A 21,564-nucleotide genomic window follows, 5' to 3' on the forward strand; every position below is an offset into this window, starting at 1 on the left:
TTTATGGGGGATGAGTTGGGTGGATAGGCTGGTAACAACACACTTGGGGAGGCGTGTATACGATGAAAAAAACGTTCAATATCGGTATGATTGGCTATAAATTTATGGGAAAAGCACATAGTCATGCTTATAAAGATTTACCTATGTTCTTTCCAAAGACGGCGATTCCGAAGATGAAGCTCATCTGTGGTCGCGACGAGAGTGGTGTTCGTCAGGCAACAGAACAATTCGGCTGGGACGGGTATGTAACGGATTGGCGCGAGCTGGTTACGCATCCGGATATCGACGTCGTCGATATCAATGCGCCGAGTGATGCGCACAAGGAGATTGCTTTGGCGGCAGCGAAAGCGGGCAAGCATCTGTTCTGCGAAAAGCCGCTAGCGCTGACCCTTGCGGATGCAAGGGAGATGCTGGAAGCGGCCGAAGAAGCTGGCGTGAAGCACATGGTCGGCTTCAACTATCGTTTTGCACCGGCGGTTCAGCTGGCGAAGAAGCTCGTGGAGAGCGGCCGACTGGGTCAAATCTACCACTTCCGTGCATGGTTTTTGCAGGATTGGATCGTCGATCCGACGTTCCCGTTGGTATGGCGCTTGCAGAAGGAGATTGCGGGATCAGGATCGCATGGCGATCTGGGCGCGCATCTGATCGATCTGGCGCACTTCCTCGTTGGCGAGATGACCGAAGTGATCGGAATGAGTGAAACATTCGTGAAGGAGCGTCCGCTTCCGACATCGATGACGGGGCTAAGTGCCAAAGGCAGCAAAGATGCACCGCATGGTCCTGTTACGGTTGATGATGCGACATTATTCATGGCACGCTTCGCGAATGGTGCATTGGGCAGCTTCGAGGCAACGAGATTTGCTCCCGGGCACCGGTGTACGAACTCTTTTGAAATTAATGGCAGTAAAGGCAGCGTGAAATTCGATTTTGAGCGATTGAATGAGTTGCAGGTGTATTTTACAAGTGATGATGAGGATGTTCAGGGCTTCAGACGTGTTCTTGCAACAGATGCCTCACATGCTTATATGGATGCTTGGTGGCCAGCAGGACATACGATCGGGTATGAGCACACTTTCGTACATGAAGTTGTGGAGTTGATGACAGCCCTCTCTGAGGATCGACAACCAGTTCCGAATTTTGTGGATGGCGTCAAGTGTCAAGAGGTACTGGAAGCCGTGGATCAATCGATCGAACAGCGTCGCTGGGTTCGTATAAGTGAAGTATAAAAGGGTCATGGAGAGAGGAGCGGGAATGGCATGAGTCAGAAACAAGCATTGATTGTATGGGGTGGCTGGGATGGTCATCAACCCGAGGAGGTTGCGGGGATTTTTGCAGGTGTGCTGCGTGAAGAGGGCTATGGGGTAGAAGTAACAGACACGCTGGACAGCTTCCGGGATGAGGAACGTTTGGCGAGCATAGATCTAATCGTTCCTGTGTGGACGATGGGGCAAATTGAGAAAGAGCAGCTGACACCTCTCATTAACGCGGTAAAAGTTGGCGGAACGGGGATTGCAGGCTGTCATGGCGGGATGGGGGATTCCTTCCGTAATGAAGTGGAGTACCAGTACATGGTAGGCGGCCAGTGGGTGGCGCATCCTGGAAATGATGGTGTTACCTATACGGTTCGTATGAAAGATAGCGAGCAGCCACTGACAGCGGGGATCGGTGATTTCGTCGTAGTTTCGGAAAAATATTATATGCATGTCGACCCTGCGATCAAGGTGCATGCGGTGACGGACTTCGATGATGTGGAAATGCCGGTCGTATGGACTAAAACTTACGGTGCAGGCAAAGTCTATTATAATTCACTGGGCCATCAGGCTAACATTGTTCGTATGCCAGAAACGTTGGAATTAATGCGACGCGGATTGCTTTGGGCAACACGCTAACTATAGGGGGACATGAAGCGATGAGTAAGATGAAGGTTGGTATCATTGGATGCGGAAATATAAGCGCGGCTTATATGAAAAATATTCCTAACTACGCACACTTGGAGTTGGTCGCTTGTGCAGATATTGATGTGAGTAAAGCAGAAGCGCGTGCCGAAGAGTTCGGGATTGCGCATGCGTACACAGTAGAACAATTACTAGGTGATCCGCAAGTGGACATCGTGATTAATTTGACGATCCCGGCTGTACATGCTGCAGTCTGTATTCAAATTCTCGAAGCAGGTAAACATGCTTATGTGGAAAAGCCTCTTGCCGTAACGCGTGAGGAAGGGCTGCAAATCTTGGAGGTTGCTAAGCGCAAAGGACTTCTGATTGGCAGTGCGCCAGACACGTTCCTTGGCGGCGGTATCCAAACCTGTGTGAAATTGATTCAGGATGGATGGATTGGTACACCGATTGCCGCTACGGCTTTCATGATGGGTAAGGGGCATGAGCATTGGCACCCAGATCCAGAGTTTTACTATGCCAAAGGCGGCGGCCCAATGTTCGACATGGGTCCTTATTACTTAACTGCTCTCGTTGCATTGCTCGGGCCCATTCGTCGTGTAACGGGTTCAACGGCTGTGAGCTTCCCGGAGCGCACGATTTCAAGTGAGAAGAAGCGCGGGCAGAAAATTCAAGTAGATACGCCAACACACGTGGCTGGTGTATTAGATTTCCACAGTGGTGCTATTGCAACACTTGTGACAAGTTTTGATATTATGGCGGGTACTGGGCTGCCACACATTGAAATCTACGGCAGTCAGGGCTCGTTGAGTGTGCCTAATCCGAATAACTTTGGCGGGGAAGTGCTTATTCGCAAACCTAGTTCTGCGGTATATGAACCGATTCCACTTTCACACGGCTACATAGACAATAACCGCGGACTCGGTGTTGCTGCAATGGCACAAGCGCTAATAACTGGCGATAACTCAGCACATCGTGCGAACGGAGAGCTTGCCTATCACGTGCTGGAAGCGATGCATGGTTTCCATGATGCGTCTGACTCTGGTCAGCATTATGTAATGAAGAGCAGCTGCGAGAAGCCGAAAGCGATGAATCCGTTGACGGAACTATAGTAAATGAAGTAGCATAGCTTAGCGATCTCCTCCTCCTTGGTCAGTGACTGATGAGGGGGATTTTATTTTGAAATGAATGAAAGTTGCACGTGTGAGTTACAATTGCGATGGTTTTCTGCGTGGCAGGTAATAGAACGATTGCTAAGGAATGCCGAAGCATCCCCCAGCAAGTTTTAGGATTTTAACAAAGCGATGGTCCATACTAGGAGGGAATTTACTGAAGATGTTCCTTTAGTGTTTCGACAAGTGTATCTTGCGTACTCGCTTCTGAATGCTGCCATATAATCTCAAAAAGAACACCTAGTCCAGGTAAAACTTTCTCTTCCCCGCCAATCGAGTCTTCAATAACTTCTTTGAGTTCTTCCGGTGTTTTGTTGTTAACCCGCTGGTGGATGGCTTGTCTAAGGGTAATATTCATTCAAGGACCTCGCTTCCATTTCATTCTCGTTATTACTATGTGCAAATTAAGATGGCTTCATCCTTCCCACTCTTCGCCAATGCAGGCAGTGGCTCCATTGTTGTAAAGTGGCTCAAGGGGCTGAGTATGGTATAATGAATGGGAAATATTCTTGGGAATATGGAGGAACGTGAGCGGTGAAAAAACAATTTGCGATTATTGGGATGGGAAGATTTGGTTCAGCTGTCGCTAAGACGTTATCACAACTAGGATTCGAGGTTCTTGCCATTGATCAGGACGAAGAAACGGTTCAAGACGTTTCCACTTATGTGACTCATGCTGTTCAAGCCGATTCTACCGATGAGGAAGCTATGCGGGCGTTGGGGATTCGGAATTTTGACGTTGTGGTTGTGGCCATAGGGGAAGATATTCAAGCAAGTATTCTTACTACATTAATTCTCAAAGAGATGGGCATAGCTACGACAATCGTAAAAGCTGTGAATGATCTCCATGGCAAGGTACTCAAAAAAATTGGCGCAGATAAAATCGTCTATCCAGAACGGGATATGGGGCAGCGTGTAGCCCATCATATGATTTCATCGAACATTATTGATTATATAGAGCTCTCCGCCGATTATAGTATTGTAGAAATGAAAGCATCGAAAGAGATGATTGGCAAAAGTTTGCGTCAACTCGATGTGCGTGCCAAATATGACTGCAACGTGATTGCGATCAAACATAACGAACAGATGATCATACCGCCGAGTGCGGAGGAGCCGATTAAACAAGAAGATATTTTGGTCATTGTGGGTAAAAATTCGAGTCTTCAAAACTTTGAAGTCACTTTTGCGGAGTAGGTAAATCATGACACATGCATATATAGAAATCATGTCTGTTCAAAATACGAGAGTGAAGGACTGGGCTCAGCTCTTAGAGCGGCGCGGCAGAGATAAGCAAGGCAAATATATCATTGAGGGTTATCATTTGATCGAGGAAGCTTTGAAAGCGGGGGCAGAGGTGGAGGCTATTCTTTTTCTAGCGGAAAAAGGGAGTCCTGTCGAGCTTGTCGCCCTCGCTGGTGATTGCGCCGTCGAATGGGTCGGCGTAAGCGCGGCGGTGTTGGCCAAGTGTTCGGACGCACAGACGCCGCAGGGGGTAGTGGCCATCGTGACACGGCCACAGGTTGGCATGGACGAGCTGCTTGCCGGCGAGCACGATCTGGTCGTGGTACTGGACGGTGTTCAGGACCCCGGCAATCTAGGCACGATCATCCGCAGCGCGGATGCCGTCGGTGCCAAAGCGGTCGTGCTCGGCCGCGGCACGGTCGATCTGTTCAATCCCAAGACGATCCGCTCGACGATGGGATCGATGTATCATCTGCCGATCGTGGAGGCAGATTTGGGTGAGTTGTTGCCGCGCGCGCGTGAGCGCGGCGTGCGGCTCGTGACGACGAGCCTGCAGGCGCAGGGCTCGTGTTACGACACGGACCTGCGGCAGCCGACGTGGCTGATTTTCGGCAACGAGGCCAAGGGCGTGTCGCCGGAAGTTGCTGCGCAGTCGGACGTGCAGGTCATTATTCCGATGCAGGGCAAGGCGGAATCGCTGAACGTCGCGATGGCGGCGACGGTTTTGCTTTTTGAGGCGGCTAGGCAGCGGATGTAGTAAACATTAGAAAAGCTATGGGGTAACTTTAAAGACTTTGATGCGTAAACGAGGTTGGATTAGGATACCTCCCTATTATGTACCAGGTGGTTTACCTCAAAAGTAGTAAAACAAAATGACGCTAATCCTTTGCAGGGTTAGCGTTTTTTTTAGTTTCATGCTCTTCACCAAAAGACTCCTTACACTTTCGGTTGCTCCAGCAGCGAATGCTCAATAATCATTCCGGACAGATGTCGCAGTACCATCGAGACGCCGCCGTGAGCAATGCCAAGCTCGCCTAGATCCGAACAGTAGATCTCCAGGTTCAGGAGGAAGCGCTCTGGAATCATTTCGCGCAACGTGTTCCAGATGGAGTTGATCAGCGTTGGACCGAGCAGAGCTAGCAGACCTCCGATGCAGATGACCTTCGGATTGTAGGCGTTGATCACATTGGCGAGACCGATGCCTTGGTAGTGGCCAAGCTCGTGCACAGCACTGGTCATTCGAGAATCGCCGCGTTTGATGCCCTCCACAATTTCTGCAAAAGACAGCGCCTGAGGGGTAGTGTCGAGCAGCTCATACAACGCCTTGATGGAGGCGTACATTTCCCAACAGCCCTGCTTCCGCAGGTGCATTTTTTGCCGTTCATATGAATGGTGGAATGCCCTAATCGCCCTGCATTACCTGTCGATCCGGTGAATAATTCGCCCTTGCTGTATACCCCGGCAGACAACCCCCACGAGCTAGTCACATAAACCAAATGATCAGCAGATTTGGCCCCTCCGAAATGCACTTCACCCATAGCCCCTGCATAAGGAGCAGGATTGATATAGAAATCCGTATCTGGGACTCTCTTGGTTAACTCAGCCCGCAAAGGGAAATCGTTTCACTCCTGCAGATTGGCGCTGAAATCAACGACATCCGTTCGGATGTTGTAATAATTTTATTGAGACCTGTAAGCGAAGCAATTTTGGCACGGGACAAAGGGCGATACTGTAGAATCGTTGAGAGAGCATGTTCTATGTCTATTTTCTTTACCAAATCAAAATTGCCAATGGGTCCAATGGATGGCATCGGTTCACAACCTTACTTAGTTACCTTCTTTTTGCATTGACTCATGGATTTGATAATACAAACGACTCTGCCGAGGCTGACTTATTGAGTTTCTCTTTTACACGCAGAACTGAATCTATAGCTTATAATGATGTGGAATGAAGACATGAATTGGGGGTTGATTTTGTGCAACTAATCAGAAAAATTACAGATAACGATATTCTAGGTAGTGCACCTGAATACATAGATACCATCTCGCGATTCGGATCAAGAGGAGTTTTAGTTGATAATGTGTTGAACGTTGCCATGATGTATATGTCCAAAAAGAACCTGTACAAGCTACCTGGCGGAGGGGTGGATGACGGCGAAGATTCGAAGGATGCATTTTTGCGTGAAATCCAGGAAGAGACTGGTTATGATGCTGAGATCATTCATGAATTGGGGTATATCGAAGAGCATAAAAACAGAAATAAATATATGCAATTCTCCTACTGTTATCTAGCAAAAGCAAATGCTGGCTTCCGTCATACTATGCTTACTGAAAACGAAATGCAGCTGGGTATGGTCGTTCAATGGATGACACTAGACCAAGCATTGGCAGTGATGCAAGAGTCAGTGCTAACTTGTACGGATTATTCAGCCAAATTTATGCTTTTTCGAGATAAGACGATACTTGAAGAGGCAGTACGCCTATTATCTGGTAAGGCCGTGTAGAGATCCAAAAGAGCGCTCATGAGTCGTTCATTACCTTTTTCAAAAGTTGTAAGAACAATTGCTTAGGAGAGAAGGGGGCGGCGTGCTGTCCACGAAGTTGCAAGATACCGATGGGGATGACAGGTTCATCCAATGCTACATTAATTTTCACCACTTCCGAGATCAAAGGCGTCGAATCCAGAACGAGACCCACAGCCAGTGTTCCTTTAGCGAAATGAGGGATGGCTGAAATTTGATTCATTGTATGCAGATTAGGAAGCGTTGCCTCGTATCGAGATAGTAGTTTTGTTATCTGTGAAAAATAGAGACAGGTGGGTCCCCCAGAGAGGAGCGGGTAATGAAGAAGCTCACGGAAAGTAACTTGATTTCGTTCCAAAAGTGGATGACCTCGATCAACGACAATAGCTATTTTTTCTTGATAAAGAGACTCGAAAAAGAAGGGTGACGAATCGTATGGTTCACCGCAAATTGCGAAATCGAGCTCTTTTTTGATAATTAATTGTGACAAAGCGTCGGTATTTCCCATCGAGAATTGACAGGAGATTCGTGGCTTCTGTTCGTGAAATAGCCGCATGGTGTTAGGGAGTAACATCTGTATAGCAGATTCGATTCCGCCTACATGCAAGTTGCCGATTTCATCATGCTGCAAAGCTTTGGTCAGATCGGTCACTTCGTTCCAATGTTGAATGAGTTTTTCAATCTCCAACGCGAATAGTTTCCCTGCGTTCGTCAGTTCCACGTCCCATCCCCTATTGAACAGCTGTACGCCAATTTCCTTCTCTAATCGTTGCATTTGATTCGATATAGTTGATTGTGCATAATTCAATTTCTCCGCTGCACGAGAGAACGTCCCCTCTTTAAGGATGGTTTGAAAAGTGATCAATTCTTTTAAATCCAATTCCCTCTACCTCCATCGACAAAATTGATTAAGATCATTATTTTATTCCATTATATAGATTAAGATTCACGGAGTACAATGTAGCTATCTCATCAAGGGAGTGATGCATGGTATGCCATTCATAAGAGTCAGCTACTACGAGCACCAATATGATCTTAACAAGTTAGGGCAGATCAGCCGAATGATCGGGAGGGCATTAGTGGAGTACTTCAACGTACCGGAGGACGATGTATTTCAAGTGTTTCATTCCCATAAGGAGGGGGAGTTTTATTACAGTCCTAGCTATCTAGGAGTCGAGAGAAGTGATGGGCTGCTCTATATTCAAATTACACTCAAATCTGGGAGAACGACTACGCAGAAGAGAGATTTATACAAAGCGTTGGCTGAACAACTATCCAATGAACTTCCTATGCGGAAAGAAGATGTGTTTGTGGTACTGGTGGATACCGAATTTGAGGATTGGTCGTTTGGTAACGGAGAAGCTCAAATGCTAAAGCAGCCTATGATAGGTTGTGACCTATGACTCATCGGAAAATAGTGTCTACCGCGAGGGAAGCCTACGGTGAATTCGCGCCAGCATTCGTTGAATACTCTGAAGACGTGCTCTTCGGAGATTTGTGGCGAAGGGAGCAGCTGCCTCTTCGGGATCGAAGCTTAGTCACGATTGCGGTGCTGGTTGCGGGAGGAATGACGGAACAACTTCCGTATCACACGCGATTGGCTAAAGAGAATGGCCTAAGCACAGAAGAATTAGTAGAAGCGATTACGCATATGGCCTTCTATGCAGGATGGCCACGTGCGGCTTCAGCTCTTGAGATAGTAAGGGGGGTTAGCGAATCGAATAAGCGGTGAGCTTACTGGTGTCGCAATCTTACACTTCCGATGGCATCAATATGAACTAAAAAGTCGTCTTGCTATATGCTATTGTCAATCTGTACTGCAATGAAGGGGAAGTTCGGACTTCCTACACTTTCATAGAGAGAAGGATTGACGATTATGAGCAAAAAGCTGCGTATTGGGATAATCGGAACTGGGGGCATTGCTAGAGCCCATATATCCGCGTATAAAAAGCTTGAATATGTGGAGATTGCAGGTGTGGCAGATGTGATCCCAGGCAAGGCGTTCGCATTTGCGAAAGCGGAAGGATTAACGGAAGCTGCTTCATTTGATAGCCATACTGATTTATTGCGCTTGGACTTGGATGGGGTTAGTATTTGTACGCCGAATGTTTCCCATCACGTAACTACTGTTGATTCTCTGCGCGCAGGCAAGCATGTATTACTTGAAAAACCGATGTCCGTGACACTTCAAGAAGGCATTGAAATGACACAGGCGGCGAAAGAAAGCGGGAAAATGCTAACGCTAGGTTTCCAGCCTCGCTATGATCCGAATATGAAGCTGCTGCAAACGATTGTGCAATCAGGACGCCTCGGCAATGTCTACTATGTAGAGACGGGAGGCGGGCGTCGTCGGGGAATGCCGGGCGGGACATTCATCAGTAAACAGCTCGCCGGAGCAGGCGCGATGGCGGATATTGGTTGTTACTCGCTAGACATGGCGCTTAATACGCTTGGATATCCCCGTCCACTAACTGTGTCCGCATTTACGTCTAACCATTTTGGTACGAATGCCTTGTACCATCCGGAAGCGAGCAAGTTCGAAGTCGAAGATTTCGGGGTTGCGATGGTGCGCTTCGAGAATGATCTAGTGCTGCAATTCAAAATATCGTGGGCGATGCACATGGATACCCTCGGAGCAACGATGTTCCTCGGTACCGATGCGGGTCTTAAAGTAATGCCGGCAGGTACTGGGCCGTGGTCAGGTGTATGGGATGGCTCCGTAGGTTCCATCACGCTATTCCATGATGAATTCGGCGGTCATACATCGACGCCAATTCCGCTTGTCGAGCATAAATTGAATCTGTTCGATCAGAAAGTGCATGATTTTGCCGAAGCAGTTCGGGATGGTCGACCAGCTCCAATTCCTGGTGAGCAAATTCTCATCCAACAAGCGATTATTGACGGCGTGCTGCGCTCTGCGGCAGCTCATCGTGAGGTATCTGTAGAGTTGCCTCGCTAAAATTGTGATAACGCATGTGAAAAGTGAAAAAAGATCTGGAGCTTAGCGCATCCAGATCTTTTTCCAGTGTCATTATTGCAATGATGATTTCAATCTCTTCAATAGATTGTAGATCGACTTTGCGCTCTCCGCACGGGATGTCGGGTCTTGCGGATCCAGGCGATTGTGGTCTTTCCCTTCAATCAAACTATGGACGATTGCTTTCGTTATAGCTTCTCTTGCCCAATCACTGATCGTGTCTTCATCAGTAAATGCCGGTTTCACGCTTTCGGCACCAGCAGCAGCTCCGCCGACTTCTGCAGCCCGAAGCAGCATAACCGCCATCTGTTCGCGGGTTATCGTATGATCCGGGGCGAAGTTATTGCTTTCGGCTCCATTCACGATACCGGCTTCTGCTAGTGCTGCGACTGCTTCGGCGTACCATGCATGCTCGGAGACGTCAGAAAAAGTAGATTGTTTTTTTGCATTCAGATGCATAGTTCTTGCAAGCAACGCTGCAAATTCAGCTCGCGTTACGGCTCTGGCAGGTTCGAACGTCCTATCGGTTACGCCTTGAACGATGTGCTTAGCGCTCAATTCGGCGATGGCTGGTTTCGCCCAATGTCCTTCAGGAATATCAGCGTAAAGTTTGTTGTACTCCAGCATGATATATGTACTGAAGTGATACAACTGAGCTTCCAAGACATCCCCTTTCAATTTCCCACCGACGTACGCCAATTCTCCGTTGTTGTCGATGTAATAGATGCCCAACAGGCTTTTATCCACATCGGGGTTGATCTTAAAGGTAACCGTGATCGGAGATTCAAATTTGCTGATTTCTTGTTGCTCCCCGTTACTGGTCGTAATGCTCAGATGGAAGTCAACGGCATCGCTGGCGTCTCTCCATATCACATTTTCCAATCCAAGGGTTTGATTCAGCCGTGTGGTTACGTTCTCGTTTTCCAATTTGTTTATTGTAATAGAAATGGTTCCGTCTTTCAGTTCGTTTGGGGTCACTTGTGCGGCGATATATTGAAGCGCATCTTTCGTAAGTGTTACCCTAAGATCGTCTCTGGTGATTTCCAAAGTGCTGGTTGTGAGCAGTTCTACCGTGTTGGCAGGCAACAGAACCTGGTTCTTTTCATTCGATAGCTCGAAAATAACTTTCCCATTAGCCGAAGTCAGATCTTCTGGTTTTACAAGGATCGAGGTTGTTTCCGGCTTCGGTGCAGGTTTTGACACGGGTACTTCTGAATGGTTATCGAGTTCCTGATTTTGTGCCTCTCTAGGTGAGACGATGATTTTAAATTCACCTGAGATCACACCGCCATAAGTCGCTGTGACGACTGTAGAGCCGGGCTTGATAGCTGTCAGAAGGCCGGAAGTGTTAACGAGAACCTTATCCGATCCCTCTTTGACGCTGTATAATGCTTGTGATGTGACATCATAGGTTTTCCCGTTATTGAATGCGGCTTCTACCTTTAATTGAATTGAGCTACCTTCTACAATTGTCTTAGGAACCCCGATGAGTGTTACGTTGTTGAGTATCGAATTCGTTACCATCAACGAGAACGTAGCTGTCTGAATGCCATTTGATGCGCTGATAATGGTTTCTCCATTCGTCTTTGCATCAAGTTGTCCGGTTGCTGTGATTTCCGCGACACTCGGGTTACTGCTCGAAAATTGATACAAATGTGTAGCGTGTGCTTGAGGCTGATTGCCCATTTCCTCCAGCACGCTCGCCTGACCTTGCGTTCCTGTTATCATTGAAGCGGCCAAACCGTGAATGGAAGGTTTCCCGTAATTCGTCCAGTGCGTCAAATCGACCATCTGGAGCCGATCAAGGGTATAGTTGGCCGTATCCCGATATTCGTTAGCGCCGGATTCGAACAACAGATATAACTTCCCATCCCGTTCGATCATATTCTCCAACATGGGTGGAACGAGTAAATCGTTATTGCCGTCCGCTTTCGCATGACTATCCATATACCATACGGGCACATCGATGGCATTTACCTTCACGGACGTATCGGATGCTCCGTTAAAGTCAGGTTTGTTGTATTTCAAAAGATCGCTGTCCCTGCTCCGCGAATAGGACTGGCTAAGCATGATGCTGTCATTCAGCATCGCCATTCCTTGGATTTTATCCGGTATGGACAAAATCAAATCGGGAACAACCGTATTCGTTCCGTCATTTTTACCGGTTGGCAGCACGTCGGTTTGGTTGTCTAATCGGTAACCAGCTACCCACGCATATTGGTACGTATTGTCGCGGGTCAACATCGTATGGCTGGAAGCCGTCGTGTAGGTAGGCGGGAAGTAGTATTCTCCTACCCACAGAACACCGTCTGCATAATTGGTAAAGGATGCGTTGGTGATCGTTAAAAACTTGCCTTCGAAGGAGACGCCGCCTTTATCCGGCGCATTGATCAGATCTTCCTTACTCAATTGATAGATGGCCCCCCCGGAGGCAATCCACACATGATCTTTGCTGACGGCTACTCCTCCGGCATGGCCGTTGTAAGGTACATTCCCATCATACAGGTTTACATATTTGATCAATTGATCGGTTTGTGCGTCGATGATGGAAAGGGTACTCGGACGTTTGTCTTCCATGTAACTGGTGATGATAATCCAATCCTCATCTTTGTCGTACGCCATTCCTTGGGGAACGAAATCTTCGACAAGTCCTGGGATAATCGCTCCTTCACTGCTTACGTTCCATAGCATTTGGTATGTCGGATTATAGGGATTAATAGCCCGTTCCGTTTGCGTGATGAGTTGATGCGTCGGCGTTGCCACTACCACTGCAGATCTCAGCGATTCGTTGTCAGATGAATCGAGTGCGGATATCTCGAAGGAATACGTGATTCCTCCTTGAAGCAGCGGAACATTTAAGGTTCTTTGCCCTGCAGGTAAAATGATGTCTAACAGCCCATCTTTATACACTTTATACGTACCTAGATCCGATTCCGTATTGGCGTTCCAGCTGAGCGAAACCACGCCTTCACCGGCAACAGCGATGACGCCAGTCGGAGCTGCGGGGGCAAGATCGTCTGTTTTCGTTTTTGGAGGCACTTGTCCATCCTGTACTTCGCCAGGCGATGTGGATTGCATCGTGCCGATCTTTCTCATGATTGTCGATCCGTCAAACGGATAGGCATAATTGATTGTCTTTTTCTCCGCAAAGTCGGTAGTGCCGTTGTTGTTGTAGGTAGCACGGATAATTTCCGTTCCATTCGGATCGGAAATCGCGATCGTTTGCTGACCGGCATTGACTAAACCGTTGACGTCATTGATCTTGTATATATTTCCTTGTGGAATGTACTTTTCCGAATAAGAGTCAAAATAATAATGATTAAACTGCTCATCCGAATAAAAATCGAGTCCGACATTTCGAGTCCAGATCAGCTTAGTTTCGCGCGGAGCGATCGTGAACGATTGGTCGATCGTTTTCTCCCAGCTTTTCGTCACATCGGCGCTCGTAAATTGTAGTTTGTATCCCTGGAGATCTATCGAAGTGTTGCTTGAATTGAATATCTCTATGAATTCATATGCATCATAGCTGGTAGGCGCCTCTGTTGGTAAATAGTTACCTGTGTCTGGAGAAAGCTCAGTGATTAGAAGCTTAGGCAGCATAGCACCGTTAGGCGTCACCGTTACCGTTTCGGATTTCAGTGATTCATGACCTGCTGTGTCTACTGCAGCTACCTCGAACGCATAAGGTCGATTATTTTGCAAATTAATGATAGTAGTGGTTGTATGATTGCCAAGCAACGTTTGATTCAGAGTTCCATCCATATATACATTGTAATATGCGACATCTGTCTCCAGATTCGCATTCCAGCTCAATTCGCTGCTGTTTGTTCTGGCTGTAGCAGCAACACCAGTAGGCGCGGCTGGTGCACTGTTGTCCGATGGAGAAGGCGGCTGCTGAGCGGCAAACACGGAACCCGGCGTTGCGGCTTCGGCATATGCTAGCTTTCGCAATGTGATCGTTCCGTCCGTCGGATAGGTGAAATTAGCCCCTCGATTTTCCCCAACATCTACCGCGTCATAGGAAACTGTACTGATCGGCACATCGTTCGGAGCTGCAATAGATAATGTTCTAGGCGACGCGTTGGCCATTCCTCCTAAAGCATCTACCACAACGAACTGATCCGTGTTCAGGTTCGTGCCGTAGCTCGCGTTAAAGCCTGCTAATGTGGCCGTATTCGTTGTGGAGTTACTTGTATTTTTGGCCCATAACACGATCGTTCCTTGTGGCTGAATGACGATATCGGTCGTAATCGGCCATTTATAAACAGTCGGCGTCGAGTAAATGACTTTATAGTCTTTTAACTGAATGGGATCGCTGCCCGTATTATAGATTTCAACAAACTCGTAGGCGTCTGGTGTGCCACTGGTCAAATCAATCTTCAAGCTGTCAGGCACTACTTCCGTGATCATCAGGGCAGGATATTGCTGTGGTGTGGCGGTGACTACACCTGAAAGAGATGATTCCTGGCCATTGGTATCCATAGCCGTGATCGTAAAATGATACGTCGTGTCGTTTGTCAATCCGGTTATCCTGTACGTCGTACCTGTTACAGTGCCGGAAATGTCGCTTCCGTTCATATAAACCTTGTAGCCTGCTAAATCGGATTCCGTGTTGGCATTCCAGGTAATCGTTGCTGACGCTGGTCCGGCAACCGCCATCAATCCGGCAGGTGTTGAGGGAGGCTGGTTAACATTCGTTAGTGTGGTTGTACTGACTAACGTCCGAGGTGACTCGATGCCGTTTGTATCCGTTGCCGAGACTTGGAAATGATAGGTGGTTCCGCTTGTCAAGCTGGCAATTGAATATGTCGTGCCCGTAACGGTAAAGGCTTGCTGCGTCTCTGCAAGGTAAACTTTGTAGCCTGCCAAATTCGCTTCTGTATTCGCGCTCCAACTTAACGCTACGCTGTTCAATGAAGGCGTTGCCGTCAAACCAGTTGGTATTGAGGGTTTTGTTCCTGGAGCAGCAGTTTGTCCGTTTGCGGCTTTGGTAACATCAAGGTTCCCAGTGTATGTGTAGGTTACACTTTTGTTGATGTTGCCGGCGGTGCCGTCAGCAACGCCATCGTTGATAAAAGCTCCGCTAATCACATTTCCACTGCCATCTGCAATGGCGACACGACGCTTGGATGAGTCATGCAGCCCTTGAGCGCTCGTCGTTAAAGCAATCTCGAATACGTTTGTTGTGGTCAGATTGACGCCATAGTTTAAGTTAAAGTCGCTTAGAGGTACATTAGGGTAGTCAAATTTTTTTAACCATAGGACCAGATAGCTTCTCGGTCCGATCGTTTTGCCGGTAATCTTCCATGTGTTGCCGGGAGTTGTATAAGGTGACGAAGTATAATACTGTAACTTGAAGTTTTCTAGATCGATCGTCTGTGATGTACGGTTAAAGATCTCTACAAATTCATATGGTTGACCTGTACCGCTTGATGCTGGCACGATTTCGGTAATCACCAAGTCGGAGGGATTTACTGCTGCATGGGCAACCGGGACGCTTCCTAATCCCGCGATATTCAATACCAACAGCGCGGCTACCAAGCACTTAACGAGCATTTTCGAAAAACTTTTTTTGCGCAATGTTATTCCTCCATTTCGTTTGTGACAGTGAGAACGAAAAATCCGGAAAATTCCAGGACAAAACTATGATAGACTCTTCATGTCTACTCCTTCCCGCGAGAGAACAACAAAAAGCCCTAACAACAACGATGAATACACATCGTTTAGTGTTAGGGCCTCTCATTATCTCCTGGCCAATGAAAACGCTTTTATTTAACTGTACGTTTAATATACTAGGTTTCTGCCCAAAAGGGAAGAGAGACTCGGGAAACAGTTACCAATAGGCAGAAGGTTCATAGTGAAGTATCATTTAGATCAGGGTGATACTACTATGTTCATTTCTCCTATGATGCTGTACAATGCCAAAAATAATCAGCCATTTTACAGTAAGAATCATATTGCGGAACTTAAATTAGATGGTTTACGATGTATTCTTTCCAATATGGATAAACTATATGTGTATACGAGACACAATGACTTAATCACGTATAAATTCCCTGAGTTACTAAGATGCCCTGTACCAGAAGGCACCATACTTGATGGTGAGTTAGTCGTACTGGATGATCAAGGGAAACCTGATTTTGAAGCCATGTCCGCGAGGTTTTTATCTAAAAAAAATAAGAAACCTGTGGTTTTTTGTGCTTTTGACATTTTGCGATATAAAGGAATTGACGTCACGGGTTTAAGCTTACTTAAGCGTAAAGAACTATTGGACCAGGCTTTTAAGGAAAATGAGAATTATAAAAAAGTTGAAATGTTTGAAGGGAATGCAATCGATTATTATGAACAAGTTCGCGGCCGAGGGCTTGAGGGCATTATTATTAAATCCAAAAAAGAAAATTCCATATACGAAACGAACAAACGCTCTATCCGCTGGCAAAAAGTAATTAATTGGACGTATGCAGATGTGTACATTACTGGTTATCGAAAAAATAATTTTGCCTTGTTAGCCTCTATTGATGCAGCTGATGGATCCAAGTTACCAGTTGGAATCGTTGAATCAGGCGTATCTCCCCTTCATATGAAGGCCATAGAAGGCGTGAAGAGGCGATTAGTCTTCAAGGAAGACAAGAACTTCGCTTATATGGAACCTCGGATCATGGCCAGGATCAAGACGAGGAGCTGGACCCATAGCGGGAGACTGCGTTCACCGGAATTTATAGAATTTGTTATCTAATTAGTGAGAGGCTGAAATCACCAGGGAAGAATAGGTGATTTCAGCCTCTTTTTGACTATACATATACCCATTGATTTACATAATCTACATCGATTCAGCGCATGATATTCCTAGTATCGAAATGTCAGGATTATGGTGAGTACGTCCATGGTTTCCATAAAAAATAGGTTATTCAAGTCCAAACCCACGTTCAAGCAGCCAAACCCGAAGGAGACTTCGTCATTTCACTTCGTTGCTGAATTGGCTCAAATGAACACACAATTCCAAGAAACATTTCGCATGTTTCCTGATTTCGTAAGTAGAGAATTGGCGAATAAGGTTACGTATGGCATTTTTTATATCAGTAATTTGGTGGATTCGGATCTTCTCATCGAAGAAATTCTGAATCGATTAATTGAGATCGAAGATATGCCTTCACCTGAGAAGTTGGTTAATATACTCCCTATAGGTCAACTGCTGCTTGACGATAGTTGGTACCACATGCAGCAGTATATTTTGCGTGGCTGGACGTATATCCACATAAGCGGGTATCCGTATGGGATTCTAGCTAACACCACTAAACGCAGAGAACGAGCATTGGCTAAGCCGGAAAATGAGAGTCAGATATTAGGTCCTCAAATTGCTTTCACGGAAAATATGGAGACCAATGTTGCGCTGATTCATCAATATTTGCCGAACCCTGATTTATGCGAAATCGCCATGAATATGGGTGGAAATACCCAAACAAATATCCGTATCGTCTATTTGAGCAATCGAGCCGATTTAGAAATGGTTACACATATTTATAACTGTATTGATGCGTTACAACTTGAAGCGCTATTGGATGCAACGATTTTAGCGCAATGGCTGGAAGACAATCCAAGTTCGGTTTTCCCGCAAATGATTACCACTGAAAGAGTGGATCGGGCGATATTTCCCCTACTGCAGGGGAAGGTTGTGATTACAGTTAGCGGCAGTCCGCAGGTAATCATCTGTCCTAACACTTTTTTTGATTTTTTTAAATCGATCGAAGATTATTATTTTAGATGGGCTACGGGATTATTTTTCCGTGCATTGCGAATTGTGGGTATTGCGATATCCCTATTTGCGACGGCAACGTATGTGGCTGCACTTACGTACCATTACGAAATTATTCCACAGGCACTCCTTGTCCCTCTAGCCCAATCTCGGGCAAGAGTACCTTTTCCTCCACTCATAGAAGCGCTAATTCTGGAAATGATTATTCAGCTCTTAAGTGAAGCGGGTGCAAGACTGCCGTCCAAAGTAGGTCAAACGATGGGGATTGTTGGCGGTATTGTCATCGGGCAGGCCGCGGTACAAGCCGGGTTCACCAGCAATATTTTAATCATCATCATTGCATTAAGCGCCTTATCTTCTTTCACAACACCGGTATTTGCCATGGCGAATGCGATTCGGATTATTCGGTTTCCAATCATCCTATCCGCAGGTATAATGGGCGGCTTAGGTATCGCCGTTAGCGTCGCTTTTTTTATTTTACATTTGCTCCGACAATCCAGTCTGGGACAACCTTATTTCTACCCTCCGTATTCAATTGAAGATAAAAACAAACGAGACGGCCTCATAAGGGTCCCCTACCAACTGGCCCCGAAACGATCCGTATTCGCTAATACGGGGGAGAACAACTCGAAGGGAAACAAGGATATCGATGAGTAAACCACATCAAACGTATATGTATAGCTCCTTTTTACTCATGTTTATTATCCATGACGCTCAGGTGGGGGTAGGGCTTCCTGGTTACCAACGAGTTGTGTATAGTTTGGCAGGCCATGATGCCTGGATTGCGGCCTTGATTGCTGGTGTCCTAACACAACTCGTGGTCTGGTTGATGATTAAAACGTTGGCTAAATTCGAAAATAAGGACCTCTATGACATTCACTTGCTGGTTTATGGAAAAGTGATAGGCAATATTGCAAATGTAATCTATCTGATGTATTTCTTATTTGCAACCATTATTGTGACGCGCAATTATGTCGAAATGATTCAGGTCTGGTTATTTCCAACCGCCCCGCAATGGTTGCTTTCTTTATTGATTTTAAGTGTCGTATTTTATGGTGTAAATGGGGGCTTGCGAACGATTGTAGGCGCATGTGTCATGTTTGTGATTCTAACAGTTTGGCTGCTCACTCTTCTTTACTTTCCTTTGATGTATGCGGAGTGGACCGGTGTATTACCCATATTGGAAACAGATCTGAAGCATCTGAGTAAAGGGGTGCTTTCGATGACTTTAACGATGGCCGGGTTTGAAATCATCTATTTTATTTATGCCTATGCCAAAGATAAGTCCAAAGTCCAGCGATATACCCAAATTGGTATTATGAGTGTCACGTTTGTGTACACAGCCGTCATGTTCGTTTCTATCGTATTCTTCAGTGGGGGGGAGCTTCTGAAGACGGATTGGGCTACTTTTACCATGCTGAAGATTATCAAATTTCCGTTTTTAGAACGGTTTGAGTATATCGGTGTTAGTCTGTGGCTCTTAGTGATTGTTCCGAATCTACTCATGTATAGCTGGGCCGCGACGAAAGGACTCAAACGTACTTTTTCCTGGAAGCAAAAATATTGGTTGTATCTATACCTGGGAATAGTCTGGATCGTTTGTTCTTTCATTGACTCTCGGATTCAGGTGGATACTATGAATAATCTATTTGCAAAGTGGGCGGTCTATATCGTTTATGTGTATCCTGTGATCCTGTTCGGAATGGTCCATTTATTTTTGTGGAGACAGAAGAACAGGAGACAACCAGAGGTGATTGCATGAAAAGATTCAATCTCATTTTCTTTGTGTTGCTGGTATTCGTTTTGGCTACCGGCTTACATTTGGAGAAAAATGTGTTGGAGAAATTAGGCATGGCGATTGCAGTCGGGTATGACCATGGGGACGGAGATAAGATTAATACTACCTATGTGATCCATCAGATCGATCCGATTTCCAAATCCTCTGTGATGACGATCACCGGTGAGGGGCTGACTAGTAAAGGAGCTCGTGTGGCTGCGAACCGCAAATCGAATAAGAAGGTCGTTTCAGGTCAACTTCGGGTCGCTATTTATGATAATAAACTTGCTCAGGCAGGACTTCTACCATTGGTAGATACCTTATTTCGGGATGCCTCCATCGCCAGTACGGTTTATATGGCTGTCAGTAAAGACAGTACAGAAGATCTCTTAAAGCATAAATATCCGCAGTTCCCGGATGTTGGAAGCTTTATTGTAGACAGCATTCACCAGAATATTGTGGGTGAACAGATGGTGTCAGGCACACTTCATGAATTTCTCTCAGCCTTATATTCTACGGCAGATCCCATGGTACCGCTTCTACAAAGAAAAGGCGATAGCGTAGAGCTGAAAGATGTGGCCGTATTCAGTGGTGATAAAATGGTAGGTTCAATCGACCCGAGTGAGGCTTTCTTCCTTAAGACGATACGGGATCGATATAAAGCGGGTAATATAGAATTGTCCTTGGATACGAATCAATTGGGAGATATCGCGAAGAATGTCAAAGATAAGACCGTGCGAGTGGTCGTGGAGAATATAGCTAGTGATAGCACGAAGAAGTTGATCAGCCAAGACCCGCTTAAATTTCAGGTTGATATTAAATTGAAGGGTATGCTGACAGAAACATCTGCGCAGTTTGATCTCGGTCAAGCCGATGTTATTCAAGCCCTGCAAAAGCAAATGAGTAAAAAATCTGAAGCGCATATACAAACTTTATTAAAGAAATTAACTGCTCTAAACTCCGATCCGGTTGGATTTGGAGAAATCTACCGTAGTCGGGTGTACCACTCGAATCTGACAAGTGATGGTTGGCATGAGATGTATAAAACGGCAACGTATGATGTCCATGTTAATATGCGAATCGTGAGATTGGGTCAAATTCAATGAACTTCCTAAGTTATGTGTATGTTCAAGCACATAAACCTGGAAGTTTTTTTTCATTTTACAAGTAAAATCACCCGTGAAAATTTTTAGGAATAAATTACTGGATCATCGGTATATGCAGTGAGCGAAGAAATCGGCTAAAGCATGCAGCCACTTCTATATAAGCACGGGGAGATTGTCCTCACATCAGATCGGATCGTACCTCGATCGATCACACTAAAACATTGCGAAGGCAGCCTATAAAATGAAACAGAAATTTGCTGTACAGCTGAAAGAGTTACCTATTTCAAGGCTGCCTCGGTATGGCCAAACAAAATAAACACATCGAAACCGCCTAAGATTTCCATACCTGAACCTTTTCCTTCATGTAGGTCGAGGGCAGGGTGCCGGTGCATTTTTTAAACACTTTATTAAAATACGACTGCTCGCAAAATCCGAGAAAATCGGAGATTTCTCCTACATTCATCTGCGAGTTGGTCAACAGGTCGCAGGCGGCGGTAATGCGTATTTGCTGGATGTAGTCCGTGACGGATTGTCCGGTAACCTGTTTGAAAATGGTGCTTACATAGTTAGGTGTTCGTGCCACATGTTCAGCTAATTCGGTCACGGAGATGGTGCGATGATAATGATTGAGAATATAGGCCTGAAGCTCCATAACGATACTATAAGATTTGCCTTGCGTCGATTGAGAATCAATGTCTTCGTTGATGACAGCAAGCAATTCAAGCATGATACTGTGGCAAATGGTGTCCGAATAGGCGGATTTACGCAGCCAGTGCTGGGTCAACAATGAAAATCTTTGCTTCATATAGTCAAAGTTAAAAGGCCTGGTTAAGCAACGATCAGGTGCGATAAGCAGGGGAAGTCCGTCCCCATCCCCTTGATAATGAAAGTGTGCGACATACATGTCATGCGGTTCTTTGGTCGAATTCATCGCGCTGCGCCAAACACCTTGAGGAACAAATAAAAGATCGCCTTTTTGCATAGAAAAGGATTGGTCTTCAATCGTGTAGAGAATGCTTCCACTTGTAATGAGGATCAAAATATGGTTGTTTGTTTTAGCTTTAGGTACATGCCAATTCGGCTCACAATGCTCGAAATAGATAGCAACCGGTTGGATCATA

General features: G+C 46.0%; 17 protein-coding genes and 1 pseudogene. 13 read left to right on the plus strand and 5 right to left on the minus strand.

Annotated elements, in window-relative coordinates:
- Positions 1 to 62: 62 nt before the first annotated feature.
- Genes ACSQ8P_RS07625 through ACSQ8P_RS07635 form a run of 3 tightly spaced genes read left to right on the plus strand, consistent with a single transcriptional unit; the run spans position 63 to position 3,007 of the window.
- Complete coding sequence (locus ACSQ8P_RS07625; protein WP_436234630.1) at positions 63 to 1,226, plus strand: Gfo/Idh/MocA family protein; 1,164 nt, start codon at positions 63 to 65, stop codon at positions 1,224 to 1,226.
- A gap of 30 nt (positions 1,227 to 1,256) precedes the next feature.
- Positions 1,257 to 1,889 carry a ThuA domain-containing protein gene (locus ACSQ8P_RS07630; RefSeq protein WP_436234631.1) on the plus strand — a complete coding sequence of 211 codons (633 nt, stop codon included), beginning with the start codon at positions 1,257 to 1,259 and terminating at the stop codon, positions 1,887 to 1,889.
- Between the two features lie 20 nt (positions 1,890 to 1,909).
- Positions 1,910 to 3,007, plus strand: a complete 1,098-nt coding sequence (locus ACSQ8P_RS07635) for a Gfo/Idh/MocA family protein (protein WP_436234632.1) — start codon at positions 1,910 to 1,912, stop codon at positions 3,005 to 3,007.
- A 214-nt stretch (positions 3,008 to 3,221) separates the two neighbouring features.
- Here ACSQ8P_RS07635 and sspI read toward each other — a convergent pair whose 3' ends face one another.
- Entirely contained in the window at positions 3,222 to 3,425 is a 204-nt protein-coding gene (sspI, locus tag ACSQ8P_RS07640) for a small acid-soluble spore protein SspI (RefSeq protein WP_436234633.1), read from the minus strand.
- Positions 3,426 to 3,601: 176 nt separating this feature from the next.
- Between sspI and ACSQ8P_RS07645 the strand changes: the two genes are divergently transcribed.
- Both ACSQ8P_RS07645 and ACSQ8P_RS07650 read left to right on the plus strand, forming a co-directional pair.
- Complete coding sequence (locus tag ACSQ8P_RS07645) at positions 3,602 to 4,261, plus strand: potassium channel family protein (protein WP_436234634.1); 660 nt, start codon at positions 3,602 to 3,604, stop codon at positions 4,259 to 4,261.
- Positions 4,262 to 4,292: 31 nt separating this feature from the next.
- The gene (locus tag ACSQ8P_RS07650) at positions 4,293 to 5,066 is read left to right on the plus strand and encodes a TrmH family RNA methyltransferase (RefSeq protein WP_436234635.1); all 774 of its coding nucleotides are present in this window, start codon (positions 4,293 to 4,295) and stop codon (positions 5,064 to 5,066) included.
- A 179-nt stretch (positions 5,067 to 5,245) separates the two neighbouring features.
- Here the strand turns inward: ACSQ8P_RS07650 and ACSQ8P_RS07655 are convergent.
- A pseudogene (locus ACSQ8P_RS07655) lies at positions 5,246 to 5,919 on the minus strand (ROK family protein).
- A 365-nt stretch (positions 5,920 to 6,284) separates the two neighbouring features.
- Here ACSQ8P_RS07655 and ACSQ8P_RS07660 point away from each other — a divergent pair.
- On the plus strand, positions 6,285 to 6,812 hold the full coding sequence (locus ACSQ8P_RS07660) for an NUDIX hydrolase (protein ID WP_436234636.1): 528 nt from the start codon (positions 6,285 to 6,287) through the stop codon (positions 6,810 to 6,812).
- 16 nt (positions 6,813 to 6,828) lie between these two features.
- On the opposite strand, the gene ACSQ8P_RS07665 is transcribed toward ACSQ8P_RS07660, so the two are convergent.
- Positions 6,829 to 7,710: a LysR family transcriptional regulator gene (locus ACSQ8P_RS07665; RefSeq protein WP_436234637.1), complete on the minus strand. Its 882-nt coding sequence runs from the start codon at positions 7,708 to 7,710 to the stop codon at positions 6,829 to 6,831.
- A gap of 112 nt (positions 7,711 to 7,822) precedes the next feature.
- Between ACSQ8P_RS07665 and ACSQ8P_RS07670 the strand changes: the two genes are divergently transcribed.
- The 3 genes from ACSQ8P_RS07670 (at position 7,823) to ACSQ8P_RS07680 (ending at position 9,789) form a co-directional block, all read left to right on the plus strand.
- On the plus strand, positions 7,823 to 8,233 hold the full coding sequence (locus ACSQ8P_RS07670) for a tautomerase family protein (RefSeq protein WP_436234638.1): 411 nt from the start codon (positions 7,823 to 7,825) through the stop codon (positions 8,231 to 8,233).
- On the plus strand, positions 8,230 to 8,562 hold the full coding sequence (locus tag ACSQ8P_RS07675; RefSeq protein WP_436234639.1) for a carboxymuconolactone decarboxylase family protein: 333 nt from the start codon (positions 8,230 to 8,232) through the stop codon (positions 8,560 to 8,562). The genes ACSQ8P_RS07670 and ACSQ8P_RS07675 overlap by 4 nt, the downstream gene beginning before the upstream one ends.
- Positions 8,563 to 8,706: 144 nt before the next feature.
- The gene (locus ACSQ8P_RS07680) at positions 8,707 to 9,789 is read left to right on the plus strand and encodes a Gfo/Idh/MocA family protein (RefSeq protein WP_436234640.1); all 1,083 of its coding nucleotides are present in this window, start codon (positions 8,707 to 8,709) and stop codon (positions 9,787 to 9,789) included.
- Positions 9,790 to 9,861: 72 nt separating this feature from the next.
- Here ACSQ8P_RS07680 and ACSQ8P_RS07685 read toward each other — a convergent pair whose 3' ends face one another.
- The gene (locus ACSQ8P_RS07685) at positions 9,862 to 15,387 is read right to left on the minus strand and encodes a lamin tail domain-containing protein (RefSeq protein ID WP_436234641.1); all 5,526 of its coding nucleotides are present in this window, start codon (positions 15,385 to 15,387) and stop codon (positions 9,862 to 9,864) included.
- Between the two features lie 310 nt (positions 15,388 to 15,697).
- Here ACSQ8P_RS07685 and ACSQ8P_RS07690 point away from each other — a divergent pair, with 310 nt between their 5' ends.
- The 4 genes from ACSQ8P_RS07690 to ACSQ8P_RS07705 all read left to right on the plus strand — a co-directional run bounded on the left by ACSQ8P_RS07690 (position 15,698) and on the right by ACSQ8P_RS07705 (position 20,443).
- On the plus strand, positions 15,698 to 16,543 hold the full coding sequence (locus ACSQ8P_RS07690; RefSeq protein WP_436234642.1) for an ATP-dependent DNA ligase: 846 nt from the start codon (positions 15,698 to 15,700) through the stop codon (positions 16,541 to 16,543).
- A gap of 147 nt (positions 16,544 to 16,690) precedes the next feature.
- Complete coding sequence (locus ACSQ8P_RS07695; protein ID WP_436234643.1) at positions 16,691 to 18,217, plus strand: spore germination protein; 1,527 nt, start codon at positions 16,691 to 16,693, stop codon at positions 18,215 to 18,217.
- Positions 18,210 to 19,322: a GerAB/ArcD/ProY family transporter gene (locus tag ACSQ8P_RS07700; RefSeq protein WP_436234644.1), complete on the plus strand. Its 1,113-nt coding sequence runs from the start codon at positions 18,210 to 18,212 to the stop codon at positions 19,320 to 19,322. Before ACSQ8P_RS07695 ends, ACSQ8P_RS07700 begins: the two co-directional genes overlap by 8 nt.
- Positions 19,319 to 20,443 (plus strand): Ger(x)C family spore germination protein, encoded by a 1,125-nt coding sequence (locus ACSQ8P_RS07705; protein ID WP_436234645.1) that lies wholly within the window; start codon positions 19,319 to 19,321, stop codon positions 20,441 to 20,443. Before ACSQ8P_RS07700 ends, ACSQ8P_RS07705 begins: the two co-directional genes overlap by 4 nt.
- Before the next feature lie 331 nt (positions 20,444 to 20,774).
- Here the strand turns inward: ACSQ8P_RS07705 and ACSQ8P_RS07710 are convergent, their stop codons facing one another.
- Positions 20,775 to 21,563 carry an AraC family transcriptional regulator gene (locus tag ACSQ8P_RS07710; protein WP_436234646.1) on the minus strand — a complete coding sequence of 263 codons (789 nt, stop codon included), beginning with the start codon at positions 21,561 to 21,563 and terminating at the stop codon, positions 20,775 to 20,777.
- Position 21,564 lies beyond the last annotated feature (1 nt).

This window comes from Paenibacillus sp. LjRoot153 (assembly GCF_964253085.1).
Taxonomy (GTDB): domain Bacteria; phylum Bacillota; class Bacilli; order Paenibacillales; family NBRC-103111; genus Paenibacillus_E.